Source organism: Thermoplasmata archaeon (assembly GCA_015063285.1).
Taxonomy (GTDB): Archaea; Thermoplasmatota; Thermoplasmata; order Methanomassiliicoccales; family Methanomethylophilaceae; genus Methanoprimaticola.
The window spans coordinates 37,145-51,001 of sequence record SUST01000010.1 but is presented as its reverse complement, the minus strand read 5'-3'; the positions used below and the strand labels follow the sequence as shown (position 1 = coordinate 51,001).

Below are 13,857 nucleotides of genomic sequence, written 5' to 3'. Positions count from 1 at the left end.
CTGTGCCGCTTGGATTGCTTTCTCGTCAACCATTGTTATCGTGCGTGTGATTGTAATCCACGATAAAAAGGGATGGTCTCAACAATTATTCGTCAATCAGCGAATATCGATAGATTAAAATGACGATGAAATAGGAAAAATCATACAGATCAACCGACATACGTCAAAAAATTTTCTTATATTATAGGGTAGTCACATGCCGCATGATATTTGACCGCTTAGCTGATGGTATTCAGAATCATGCTAAGGTCATCGTCATCGTCTGGGCAATCATCCTCTGTTTCGCCGGATATTTCGCTATCCAGTCCGGAGAGGTCATGAGCTATGACATGAACGATATGGCCCCTACGGATTCTGAATCCATCAAAGGAATTCAGGTGATGACCCAATATTTTCCGTCATCTTCTGTGAACGAGACCCTTACACCCATCCTCGTGATTTATCTGGAGGATGAAGGTGAGTTGGCCGCATCGTTGCAATTCATACAAGCATTGAACGATGCTGCCTCTACCCAGGAAAAAATCAATGGTGTCGTTCCGATGGACCCGATGTTCGGTCCGGACGGCGACGGAATTCTAATGGCCTATGTGATGGTCGACAGCGAGATTAATACAGAAGTCGTCGATATGACTCCTGATATCCGTTCCTTCATAGCAACGGTCAAGGAAACTACTGGATTCACAGGCAGCACCTATCTGACCGGTTCTCCAGCCATAGGTTACGATATGGAGCATGATGCTCTCGAGGACGTCTCCAAGATCGATCCGTTCACCATTCTCATGATCCTTGTTTTGGTCGGTCTGTTCTTCAGATCGTTCATAACTTCTGCTACACCGCCTCTCACGATCGGTGTGGCCTTCGTCGCCACAATGGCCCTGATCTTCTTCATAGGGCACTTCCTGAACATTTTCTTCATCACCAACATGATGATCCTGGTGTCCATGATGGGTGCAGGATGTGACTATTGTATCTTCATAATCGCCCGTTACAGGGAGGAGATGCGTTCAGGCAAGTCGCATCACGATGCACTCCACAGTGCGATCGTATGGGCAGGAGAGTCGATTACGATCTCCGGAGTATCGGTCATGATCGGATTCGGAGCATTGTCCGTTTGTAGTTATTCGATGATATCCACTATGGGAATCTGTCTCGCATTGGGTATCCTTATGGCGCTTTTGGCTGCACTCACTCTAATTCCGTCGATCCTGCAGATCGTCGGCGACAGGATATTCTGGCCAACTCCGATGAAGGAATACAAGGAGGGCGGAAAAGCAACCAAGGGATGGTATGCCTGGTTCGGACGTCTCGGTGACAGGTACTTCCACGCATCCGCGGAGTTCTCCATCAAGCATGCTAAAGCCATCGCTATTGTGGCGATTCTTGTTTCTGCACCGGCCGCATACGTCGTGGTGAACAATGAAGATTCCTACGATATGATCACCGCCATGCTCAGCGGAGAGTCTGGGGATGGAATGCAATACGTCGCAGAGTATGCCGACCAAGGTATGGTCATGCCCAATTACTCCATCATAGAGTATAAGGACCCCATCGCTACCGTCAATGTTTCCGAAGGCAAACAGTTCGGATCATTGCACTGGACAGACAATTGGCATAATATACAACCAGATTTGGACGCTTTGTGCAAGTATCTTGAGGATACGGATGAGAACATAGCATCGGCAGATGGAGCGTTCCTCTGGGATGACATGTTGGCGGAGATCGAGGAAGCGGGCATCACAGATACGGATGCCAAGATCCAATACATCAGAGATAATGTATCGGCAAAGACTGGCCTCGTGTTCAATATGATGCTAGAACAGTTGACCAGCACGCCCATGATGAAGGTCGAATACATCTTCGAAGGACCTGCAGCTCTTATGGACGGTATCTTCGCCAGCCCTACTATAGGTCTTACCATTGATTGGGAAGCAGAGGTGGAGGCGGCAAAGGCCGCTAGCCTCACAGATCCAAAGGCAATGGTGGACTTCGTGGTGGCCGATCTGGAGGACAAGTACCCCGATCAGAAGATGATAATAGAGGTCACAATCAATTTCGGCGTCAGGAACGTCATGGACGATGACATACTCGTGAACGATACTTTCACACCCATGGTCGATTACATCATGAACGTCTTCCCGTCCACGGTAGGGGGAGACTATGTAGTAGATGGTGAACCCACCTCCGGAAACGTCACATTCATCACGATCCTGACGGCAACCACCGAGCCTGCCATGTCGCCTAGGTCCATGGACTCCATCGAATTGATCGAAGAGACCATGGTGAAGTACGTCGCCGATCATGCGGATGTGGTGGTCCAGAAATGGGACACCGGAACCGCTGTGGTCATGTTCGAGGTATCCGAGCAGGTTAAGGAGCAGTTCACCATGATAGAGGTCCTCGTGATAATCCTGATCATCCTGATGCTCTTGGTGGTCATGAGGTCCTACCTGATCCCGCTGAGGTCCGTGCTGACCATCATGATGTCAATCGCATGGACCCTCGCCGTCCTGCACCTGGTGTTCGTGGACCTTATGGGACAGGAGGTCCTCTGGATGATCCCCATCATCCTTCTGGTCATCTGCCTCGGATTGGGAATGGATTACGACATCCTTCTGACTACCCGTATCAAGGAGAACGTCAGGGGCCATGGTATGTCCAACGACGACGCCATACGCCATGCTGTCACCCATACGGGTTCGGTCATCACAATCTGCGGACTGATCATGGGTGGTGCCTTCGGTACCCTTATGATCTCTGGAATGACCCTGCTGCAGGAATTTGGATTCGCATTGTGCTTCGCGATCCTCGTGGACGCGTTGATCGTGCGTACCTACATCGTCCCTGCTATCATGCATCTCCTCGGAGATTGGAACTGGAAAGGTCCTGGCGTGAAGCTCGAGAAGAAGCAGTGAAACCGAGGGGTTCTCACCCCTCATCTTTACCTTTTAAACGCCTGTCCAAACATCTGACAGACACCTACTCATTTTTTATTTGATAATAAGGATAAGGCAGACAGGTGTATTGATTTGGATTTCATGGTTCTAATCGCCTTCATCCTATACTTCGCTTTAGTGTTGGGTGTCGGTTATTACTTCTATAAGAGATCCCACAGCATGGAGGATTACTTCCTCGGCGGACGTTCTATGAACCCTTACGTCACAGCTATGTCCGCACAGGCCTCTGATATGAGCAGCTGGCTGCTCATGGGTCTGCCCGGAGCGGTCCTGCTGTTGGGTATCGGAGAGGCATGGATCGGTATCGGACTCGCTATCGGTTCCTATCTCTCTTGGCTGCTTGTTGCGAAGAAACTGAGGATCCACTCCGAGGTTTCCGGAAACGCTCTTACCGTACCTGAGTTCTTCTCTAACCGTTTCAAGGATGAGAAAGGAGTTCTGAGGATTGTCGCCGCTGTGATCATCCTGTTCTTCTTCGTTATCTATGTTGCATCCGGTTTCAAGGGAAGCGGTGTGATCTTCACCACGATCTTCCCCGAGATAGGGCTCGAGGTCGCAATGGCGATCGGCGGAATAATCATCGTCGCATACACGTTCATGGGTGGATTCAAGGCGGTCGCGTGGACTGACTTCTTCCAGGCGATTCTGATGGTTGTCGCCATAGTCGTCGTTCCCCTTGCCACCGTCGGTAACACCACTGGCGGATGGGACGCCATCTCTGCCGGTCTGGATGATCTCGGCACCGAGTTCATGAATATCATGTACGACGGCGGAGAGCAGATGACATTCATTGGAATCCTCTCTCTGTTGGCGTGGGCCTTCGGTTACTTCGGAATGCCGCACATCATTGTCAGGTATATGGCCATACGCGATGCAAAGGAAGTTAAGGTCGCAAGGCGCGTATCCCTTATTTGGATCGTACTCGCATTGAGTTTTGCTATTCTTGTTGGAGTCGTTGGAAGGGGATATCTCATAGTCCAGTACGGAGGCATTCCAGATGATTTCAACGCAGAGCACATCTTCGTGTTCCTGAGCGGCGATCTGTTCCCTGCACTCATCGCAGGTATCATGTATGCGGCCATCATGGCGGCCATCATGTCCACAGCGGACTCTCAGCTGCTCGTTGCATCATCGTCTATCGTGAACGATATCCTCGGTAAGACCAAGTGGGCGGCGGCTCAGGAGAACATCGAGAACAAGCTCATGTGGATCTCCAGAGGAATTGTCATCGTCATTGCTATCGCGGCACTGCTCCTGGCGCTCTTCGGAGGCAGCAACATCATGGGTCTCGTGTCCTATGCATGGGCGGGATTCGGTGCGGCTTTCGGACCGTTGGTAATCCTGTCGCTGTATTGGAAGAGGATGAATTTCCAGGGTGCAGTCGCATCCATGGCGGTCGGTTTCGCGACCGTCATTCTTTGGAATACTTTCCTCGCCAGCTCCACTGGAATCTACGAACTGCTCCCCGGATTCATATTCGCGCTGATTGCGGGTGTGATTGTCTCTCTGGTGACTGCAGAGCCGCCTGAGGAGATTGTCCAGGACTTCGAGAAGGCTAAGACCCTCGAGCAGGAAGCCCACTAAACCTTTCAGCCGTCCTTCGGGACGGCATCTTTCTTATGAAACGCATAGCAGATTACGACACGATCCTCGAAACGTACGAGGATGAGATCACGCTCAAAGGCTCCCGCTTCATTGGTATCCTAATGCCTTGCAAGACGGAGGATGAGATCCCCGTCTGCTTGGAGAAGGTGTCGGAGAGATACCGTAACGCCACACACTACTGTTACGCGGCCGTATTCAACGGTTCCGAGAGGAAAGAGAAGTCAAGCGATAACGGTGAGCCCTCAGGTACCGCAGGGAAGCCGATACAGTTCATGTTGAAGGGCTCGGAGTTATCCGATATCATCTGCATTGTGGTGAGATACTTCGGAGGCACCCTGTTGGGCACAGGCGGATTGGTGCATGCCTATTCTGAAGCATCGAGGATTGTTCTCGATAAGGTGTCCAGACATACTCGCACCGCATGTGCTGTCTACCGTTTCACTCTCGATTACGGTTATTACAGCACGTTCGAGAGTAAATGTCGCGATCTCATGGCCAGGAATCCTCAATGTGATTACTCGGACAAGGTCAATGTGAAGGCGTGGATAAGGATTGACGATGATGAGGATTTCATCAGAAGAATAACCGATCTCACAGAAAGGCATGTGATGCTCAAGCAGTCTGATGATGAATACATCGAGGATGCTTTTGTTAGAAAGTGATGAAAAGAAGAGGCGGTTACGACCGCCTCAAGGGTTTCTCAACGGTAGTAGTCGTTGTTGTAATAGTCGTCGTACTCGTTCTTTCTGGACCTTCCCGGGAACCTGGGCTTCTTTGGAGGCTTGTTTGGGTTGTCGAAAAGGTTCATGAACTTCTCTGATGCCATGGGGTGGAACTCAAGGAATGCAACTCCTCCGCCCAATCCGAGGACGATTACCAAGAACAGTGCTACGAAGACGATGTCAAATCCAGCCGACGAAATGTACTCGCTGTCATGGAACATGTACATGAAGGTGGACATGTGCGGAGGTTCGAAGACCACTGCACTCTCATCTTCCTCTTCATCGGTTACGAACTTGTAGTTCCTAAGCAGCAATGCATCGCCGTCACCGTAGACCAATGCAACCTTCAGTTTTGCCGCATCCTCGCCCTCTGCGAGTTCATGTGGAATGGCGATCTTAGGTCCAGCTGAACCAAAACTGGTCGGGTTCTTCTGACCATCTTTTGTCATGGAGATCTCAAACACATAGCATTCTCCGAACTTGGGATAGGTCTCCGGAGGAATTTCGGTAAAGGTTATTCCTGCTGTTTTGCCCGAAGCGTCGATGTTGTCGATAGCGTCCTCGTCGAAGTAGATGGACCCATTGAGTGTTACGATGGCCATCTCCCTTCCTTTGGCTTTTTGGAGTGCATGTACGATGTCTGAGCTCATAGAAACTGATTCTTGGAATAGAGCAAGGACTGAAAATGAAGGGTAGAGTCCTTTAGCTGAAATCTCTTGGATCTTTACGATCAGAGCCTCAGGATTGAGAACGTTGCCAGAACCGTCTATGGTTCCCATTATGGTATATGTTTTCAATACAGTTATTGCACAAGAATCTGTGAAGTTACCTTCATCCGTTTTCACTGTTATGGTGGAAGTTCCCGGTGAAACCGCTTTTACATGACCTTTTTCATCCACTGTGGCGACTGAAGTGTTACTTGATGCCCATGTTACCTTTAGATTGGTAGCATCTTTTGGAGAGATTTCGTAAGTGAGTGTTTTTTCTTCATCAACTTCTAATTCTTCGGCTTCTTCTTTTAGATCTACTCCAGTAACCGCGACACGTTCTACTTTTATTGTACTGTTGGCCGTTTTCTTTTGGTCTTCAGTAGTTACTGTTATTGTTGCTGTACCCTCTTTATCTCCCGGGATTCCTTCCAGGACGATTGTAACTTTATTGCCAGATAGGGTCTGAGATACTTTTTTGATTAAGCCTGTGTTGTCAATCGAAACAGTGATGTTCTTATTTGTGGCATCCGCAGGAAGGATTGTAGCCGTCAGAGTGACCTGATGGCGCATTTTGACAGATGCTGTTGACGGATCAAGAGTTACGCTTGTGACGTGGATGTCCTTTACTTCTACTGTGATTTCATCAGTTTTCGATGCATCAGCAGAAGTGACCTTTATTTTAGTCGTCCCTTCTTTAAGAGCCTTGATTTTTCCATCGGTGATCGTTGCCACGGACGGTTCGCTGGAGGTCCAGGTCACATTTTTGTTATAAGCGTTAGTTGGCGTGAATTTTGCTTTCACAGTCTTTTCTGCTGCTGTATCAAGAGTTATTTTTTTGCCAGTTATTGACTGTCCGCTTTCGTTAACGATTTCGACACTTTTGACTCCCACTGTGACGTTTACTGTGAACGTTTTGGATGGTGGAGAAGTTGTCTTGTCATTCAATTGGACCTTGATTGTAGCTGTAATCTTGCCAGTACTGGATGAAATCGTTCCTGATGTGACGGTGATTGTTGACTTTTTGTCTGATGAGATGGGCGATGCATCTACAGAAACTGCGTTACTGCTGCTGGAAACTTCTACTGTGTAGCCGTCACCGACCTCACTAAATGTAGCTATTACGCTACTGTCAAAAGAATTGTCTTTCATGTCCACAACGCTTTTTGACAATGTTATTGATGCCTTAGCATCCACATCTTCTACACCAATAACTGTGAAGAGCGCAATTGAAGCTACGATCAAAACAACGACTAGAGCTGCAATTTTGGGGCCTTTGCGGTCGACAAAGCTCTTAGTTGTCGTTGTCGGTTTTTCTGACATGTATGGCGCTTATTACTAGGTATATTAAGGAATTTTCGGCCGTTGGCACATACTTTTTACAAATCACGGGCCAACTTTTTGTAGGAGCAATATCTATGGCCGTTTATGCTCATAAAAGCCCAGGCGATCACTAAGGCATTTGGACCACAGAAAGTCCTCAAGGACGTCAGTCTGCAGATCAACGAGGGCGACAGCATCGGACTCATAGGTGTGAACGGTGCCGGAAAGAGCACATTCCTGAAAATCATGCTCGGCGAGATGAAGCCCGATACCGGGGAGCTCATCCGCAACACTCACAGGATCGGTTATCTGGAGCAGTTTCCCGAATCCTCACATGAGTACACCGTCCGCGATGTTTTGGGAAGGCCATACGGCCACATAGAGAACATCAAGCGCCGTCTCAAGGAGATCGACGAGATCATGATGGCCGGAGGCGACATAGACTGGAATGCCCTGGCTGAGGAGAACGCGAATTTGGAATCCCAGCTGGCCAAGTGCGATATGGATGACGAGGACAACCAGAAGAGGGCTTTGGAGAAGGTCGGACTTTCTGATGAATTCATGGATAGGACCATGGACTCCCTCTCAGGAGGCGAGAGGGCGAAGGTCATGCTGTCCAGAATCGTTGTCCAGGCAGAGGAATGCGACCTGCTCGTGATGGACGAGCCCACATCGCATCTCGACATCGATACCGTCGAATGGCTAGAGGATTATCTTCTCGATTCCCACTGCGCAGTCCTGGTCATCAGTCATGACAGGTATTTCCTCGACAAGATTGCCACCAGGATGCTGGAGATCGAACACGGCAAGTCCAGGGAGTACAAGGGCAACTATTCCGATTTCATCATGAAGAAGATGCTCGACCTTGAGAGGATGCGCAAGGAATATCAGCACTACATGTCCGAGAAGAGGCATCAGGAGAGCATCGCCAAGCAGATGTACATCGACAATCCGTTCCTCACGGTCCACAAGACCCGTCAGAAGATGATCGACAAGATGGAGGAGAAGGAGAAGCCGGAGAAGATGGAGGAGATCACCGTCAGGATACAGGCGGCACACAAATCTGGAAAGAACGTCCTGATGACCAAGGATCTCTCCGTAGATTATTCGGGGAAGATGATTCTGGAGCATGTTGACCTGGATGTCCACAAGGGTGATAAGATCGGCATATTCGGTGCGAACGGACAGGGCAAGTCCACGCTCCTGAAGGCTATTCTCGAGGAGATCCCTTCCAAAGGAGAGCTTTGGATGGCCCCCGGTGCGAAGATCGGTTACTATTCTCAGAACCATGAAGGGTTGGACCTGAAGCTGTCAGCAGAGGAGCAGATCCTCACCGTAATAGGAAAGGAGCGCAGGGGCGAGGCTAGACAGATGCTCGCCAGATTCCTGCTGTTCGGAGAGGATGTGGAACGTCCGATGTCCACCTTGTCGGGAGGACAGAGAGCCCGTGTGGCGATGTGTCTGCTCCTGTTGGATGAGACCAACTTATTGATCCTGGACGAGCCTACGAACTATCTGGACATTCCCGCGAAGCATGCCATCGAGGAAGCTTTGGTGGAATACGACGGGACTGTCATAACCGTTACCCACGACAGATATTATCTGGACACAGTATGCACCAAGATGATTGAGGTCAAGAACCACAGGGCGATATGCTTCTCAGGAACATATTCCGAGATGAAAGGCAGGAAGAACACTAAGGAGATTGTCATGGATGCTGATGAGTACCGTGTACTGGCGCCATTCACCAATTGGGTGACGGGCAAGAAGTATGTCAAAGGTGACCGCGTCCTCGTCGCACCTGCCGACCAGAAGAGCTTCCAGTGGGCCATGGATCAGGGCAAACTGAAGAAGACCGGCGGACGCCAGCGCAAGAAGGTCAATGTACTGGATGCGCCCAAACAGGGTTCTTGAGGTACAATCGTCTGATAGTTTTCACAAAATTTCTTGAAAAGATTGTCATCTTGGGATGAATGACCTCAATTACAAATCCGTTTGTAAAGGGAGTGAGGCCGCCCAAATGGGCGACCATATTATGATCACTCGTTTGCCATCCTTCTCAGCACATACTGAAGGATGCCGCCGTTGGCAATGTATTCGACTTCTGCGGGTACGTCCACTCTGCAGATGGTCTTGAACTCGAGTTTCTTGCCGTCCTTGTAGGCCGTGACGTATATCTCGCCCTTAGGCTCGAGATCTGACAGGTCGATATCGAATGTCTCTGTTCCGTCGAGCTGGAGAGTCTCGCAGTTCTGTCCCGGGAGGAACTGGAGGGGAACGATTCCCATTCCTACAAGGTTCGATCTGTGGATCCTCTCGAAGGATTCTGCGATGACTGCTCTGATTCCAAGGAGGAACGGCCCCTTTGCCGCCCAATCCCTCGAGCTTCCGGTTCCGTACTCTTTTCCGGCCAGGACGATCAGGGGGGTCATGTCCTCTTCGTACTTCTGAGAGGTCTCGAAGATAGTGCCCACCGATCCGTCGGGCATGTACTTGGATTGGCTCCCTTCGCTGCCGGGGACCAGCTGGTTCCTGAGCCTGATGTTGGCAAAGGTGCCCCTGACCATGACCTCATGGTTGGCCCTTCTCGATCCGTAGGAGTTGAAATCCTCCTTCTTCACGCCTTTGGACAGCAGGTATCTTCCGGCGTCCGAATCCGCGGAGAATGCTCCGGCGGGAGAGATGTGGTCGGTCGTGATGGAGTCGCCTAGTTTGGCCAAAACCCTGGCCCTCTTGATGCTCTTGATCTCCGGTTCCTCGAATATCTCGTCGAAGAACGGGGGGTTCCTGATGTATGTGGACCCCTCGTCCCAGTTGAACAGAGGGGAGTCGCTGCACTGGACCGCATCCCATCTGGCGGATCCCTTGAAGATGTCGTTGTATTTCGCAATGTAGGTCTCCCTTGTGACGTACTTGTCCGTGATCTCCTGGATCTCCTCGTCGGAAGGCCAGATGTCCTTGAGGAACACCTCCTTGCCGTTGACGACGGCCAGAGGCTCTCTGTCCATGTCTATGTCGACCCTTCCGGCGATGGCGAATGCGACTACCAACGGAGGTGATGCGAGATAGTTCGCCTTGACCAAGGGGTGGATACGTCCTTCGAAGTTCCTGTTGCTCGAAGCGATGGCGGCGACTGCAAGGTCGTTAGCTCTGATCGAGTTGCTCACCTTCTCGGAGAGAGGTCCGCTGTTCCCGATGCAGGTCATGCATCCGTATCCGCAGACCTGGAAGCCCAGTTTCTCCATGTAGGGGAGCAGTCCCGAGTTCTTCAGATACTCGGTGACCACCCTGGATCCGGGTGCGAGGGAGGTCTTGACGTACTCCTTCGGTTTCAGTCCGAGCTCAGCTGCCTTCTTTGCCACCAATCCAGCTGCGATCATGACCGAGGGGTTGGCGGTGTTCGTACATGATGTGATGGAGGCGATGACGAGTGAACCGTCGCCGAGCTGGTCGGAGAAGGGCTTCCTCTGTTCCTCCACACCCAACGCTTTTAGCGTCTCTGCGAATTTCTCCTTCATCTCGGAGAGCAGGATCCTGTCCTGGGGCCTCTTGTGTCCCGCAAGGCATGGCTGAACGGTGGAGAGGTCGAGCTCGATGGTATCGGTGTACTCGGGTTCTCCGTCGTACCACATCGTCTGCTCTTTCATGTACTTCTCTATCGTATCGATGTGCTTCTCATCCCTTCCGCTGAGCCTGAGGTAATCGATCGTCTTCTCATCCACGGGGAAGAATCCCATGGTAGCCCCGTACTCGGGACCCATGTTTGCGATGGTAGCCCTGTCGGCGAGGCATAGATTCTTGTAACCGGGCCCGTAGAATTCCACGAACTTGCCGACAACGCCCTTCTTCCTGAGCATCTGGACCACAGTGAGGACAAGGTCCGTGGCGGTGATCCCGGGGCCGAGCTTGCCAGTGAGCTTGAATCCGATGACATCGGGCAGCTTCATGTAGCTGGGCTGGCCGACCATGACTGCTTCCGCCTCGATTCCGCCGACTCCCCATCCGACAACTCCGAGACCGTCGATCTGTGTTGTGTGGGAGTCCGTTCCGAAGCATGAATCAGGATATGCGATCTTTGCGCCGTCCTTCTCTTTGACATGGACGAGCGGTGAGAGGTATTCTAGGTTGACCTGATGGCAGATTCCGTTTCCGGGCGGTACCGCGCGGAAGTTCTTCAGGGATTTCTGGGCCCACTTGAAGAGTGCGTATCTCTCCTTGTTCCTCTGGAAGTCCAGCTGTTCGTTGAGCTCCTGAGCGTCGTCCCTTCCTGCGTAGTCTGTGTTGACCGAATGGTCGATGACAAGGTCCACAGGGATCATGGGGTTGATGAGTTCAGGGTCTTTGCCCATGCTCTCAACGGCATTCCTCATTGAGGCCAGATCCGTAATGGCAGCTCCTCCGGTGAGGTCCTGCAAGAGTACCCTAGCGGGAATCCAAGGGATATCCCTGTCGGTATTCTTCTCCGGATTCCATGAAGCGGCGGTGAGAACATCTTCATCGGTGATGACGTCACCATCCCTCTGCCTGAGCATCGATTCCACGATTACCTTGATTGAATACGGCATCTTGGAAAGGTCCTTGATGATGCCTTTGGCCTCTAATTCCCTGAGACTGTAGATCCCGAGTTCGCCTTCCTCGGTCTTGATCGTCTTCCTGCATTCTCCGATTTCGGTCATGCCTTTACCTCTTGCGCTCCCTATAATTCTATTATAAATAAAGGGAACGAGGGGTGTGTATCGTCGATTGACGAATCGAATATACGTCATCATTATATATCGACCCTGGCTACCTATGCTCATGGTTGAAGAATTCAAACAGAAGATAGCGGGAGAGATCACGCTGTCTCCTGACCCCGGGAAGACCATCAGGAAATGGAGGGAGGAATTCGGTCTGTCGCAGCACCAGCTGGCGGACAGTATGGGTATCTCTCACTCCGTTGTGAGCGACTATGAATCCGGAAGGAGGAAATCCCCCGGTGTCGCAGTCATCAAGAAGATGGTGGAATCGTTCATCAAATTGGATGAGGAGAGAGGGTCTCCGGTTGTTTCGAAGTACATACCCGAATACAAGCTGGACTGCATCCTCGCATCCGATGAGTTCCCGGTCGGAGTAGATATGAAGACCTTCATCTCCAGCATCGGAGGCAAGGATCTGAATATGGATCAGGTCCCTTCCAAGGTAGTCTACGGATACACAATAGTGGACTCGGTGAAGGCCATTCTCAGTTTGGGTTCTGAAGATTATATGAAGATGTACGGATGGAACATCGAAAGGGCACTGATATTCACGAATGTCCATTTCGGCCGTTCACCGATGATAGCTATCCGCGCCCACCCGCTCACTCCTGCGGTGGTCGTTTACCTTAAACCAGATGCCGTTGACCCGTTAGCGGTCAAACTGGCCCGTTTGGAGAAGATCCCCCTGGTCACTACGGACCTGGAGGTACCCGCTTTAGTAGAGAGACTTACAGCGCTCAAAGAGGTTGAGAACTGATGGATGTAGGAATTGTGAGTTATGGAGCATATGTCCCCAGATACAGAATCAAACCCGAGGAGATCGGAAGGATCTGGGGAGTGGACGGAAAAGGGATGGGAAAGGGTCTGATGATCAATCAGAAGTCCGTACCATCTCCAGATGAGGATGTCGTCACCATCGCCACGGAAGCGGCGAGGAACATGATGGCGAGGGTCCCCGAGGTAGATCCAAGGGATATCGGAGCGATGTATGTCGGTTCCGAATCGCATCCTTACGCAGTCAAACCGACATCCACGATCGTTGCAGAGGCAATAGAGGCGACACCCAACATGACCGCCGCTGACATGGAATTCGCATGCAAGGCGGGTACAGCAGGCATCCAGGTCTGCATGGGATTGGTAGGATCGGGAATGATCAGATACGGTGTCGCAATCGGAGCCGACACCTCCCAGGGAGCCCCAGGAGATGCACTCGAATACTCTGCTTCGGCAGGAGGTGCCGCATACCTGATCGGAACTGAGAAGATCATCGCTAAGATCAACAAGACACTCAGTTTCACCACGGATACACCTGACTTCTGGAGGAGAGAGGGACAGCCCTATCCCAAGCACGGAGGAAGGTTCACGGGAGAGCCTGCGTATTTCAGGCACATCACATCGGCAGCCAAGATGATGCTCGAAGCGATGGGAACGAAACCTGAGGATTACACATACGCCGTCTTCCACCAGCCTAACGGAAAGTTCCCCACGAGGGTCGCAGCACAGCTCGGATTCACCCCCGAGCAGATCCAGTACGGACTGCTCACCCCTGAGATCGGAAACACATACAGCGGAGCCGTCCCCTTAGGACTCGCCAATGTGTTGGACCATGCCAAGCCCGGAGACAGGATCTTCGTAACATCCTACGGATCCGGAGCCGGAAGCGATTCGTTCGACATAACAGTCACAGATGAGATAACTAATTACAAGAGGGACAAGGCACCGGTTCTGGAGAAGATCCTTGCTGACCCGATCTACCTAGATTACGGAACGTATGCCAAGTTCAAGGGCAAGATCGTCATGCCGGAGTGAT

Annotated in this window: 8 protein-coding genes; 6 read left to right on the top strand and 2 right to left on the bottom strand. The window is 51.1% G+C overall.

From position 1 onward, the window contains the following. Nucleotides 1-203 precede the first annotated feature (203 nt). The 3 genes from E7Z62_06620 to E7Z62_06610 all read left to right on the top strand — a co-directional run bounded on the left by E7Z62_06620 (nt 204) and on the right by E7Z62_06610 (nt 5,221). Complete coding sequence (locus E7Z62_06620) at nt 204-2,912, top strand: MMPL family transporter (GenBank protein ID MBE6522780.1); 2,709 nt, start codon at nt 204-206, stop codon at nt 2,910-2,912. Nucleotides 2,913-3,035: 123 nt separating this feature from the next. Further along, nucleotides 3,036-4,538: a sodium/proline symporter PutP gene (gene putP / locus E7Z62_06615; GenBank protein ID MBE6522779.1), complete on the top strand. Its 1,503-nt coding sequence runs from the start codon at nt 3,036-3,038 to the stop codon at nt 4,536-4,538. Nucleotides 4,539-4,573: 35 nt separating this feature from the next. Then, entirely contained in the window at nt 4,574-5,221 is a 648-nt protein-coding gene (locus E7Z62_06610; GenBank protein MBE6522778.1) for a hypothetical protein, read from the top strand. A gap of 38 nt (nt 5,222-5,259) precedes the next feature. On the opposite strand, the gene E7Z62_06605 is transcribed toward E7Z62_06610, so the two are convergent. Then, the gene (locus E7Z62_06605) at nt 5,260-7,311 is read right to left on the bottom strand and encodes an Ig domain-containing protein (protein MBE6522777.1); all 2,052 of its coding nucleotides are present in this window, start codon (nt 7,309-7,311) and stop codon (nt 5,260-5,262) included. 105 nt (nt 7,312-7,416) lie between these two features. Between E7Z62_06605 and E7Z62_06600 the strand changes: the two genes are divergently transcribed. Then, on the top strand, nt 7,417-9,225 hold the full coding sequence (locus E7Z62_06600; protein MBE6522776.1) for an ABC-F family ATP-binding cassette domain-containing protein: 1,809 nt from the start codon (nt 7,417-7,419) through the stop codon (nt 9,223-9,225). 125 nt (nt 9,226-9,350) lie between these two features. On the opposite strand, the gene acnA is transcribed toward E7Z62_06600, so the two are convergent. Further along, nucleotides 9,351-11,987 (bottom strand): aconitate hydratase AcnA, encoded by a 2,637-nt coding sequence (acnA, locus tag E7Z62_06595; GenBank protein MBE6522775.1) that lies wholly within the window; start codon nt 11,985-11,987, stop codon nt 9,351-9,353. Nucleotides 11,988-12,108: 121 nt separating this feature from the next. On the opposite strand from acnA, the gene E7Z62_06590 reads away from it, so the two are divergent. Together E7Z62_06590 and E7Z62_06585 are read left to right on the top strand one after the other, a co-directional pair. Then, nucleotides 12,109-12,804, top strand: a complete 696-nt coding sequence (locus E7Z62_06590; GenBank protein ID MBE6522774.1) for a helix-turn-helix domain-containing protein — start codon at nt 12,109-12,111, stop codon at nt 12,802-12,804. Beyond that, nucleotides 12,804-13,856, top strand: a complete 1,053-nt coding sequence (locus tag E7Z62_06585) for a hydroxymethylglutaryl-CoA synthase (protein MBE6522773.1) — start codon at nt 12,804-12,806, stop codon at nt 13,854-13,856. Before E7Z62_06590 ends, E7Z62_06585 begins: the two co-directional genes overlap by 1 nt. Nucleotide 13,857: the final 1 nt, after the last annotated feature.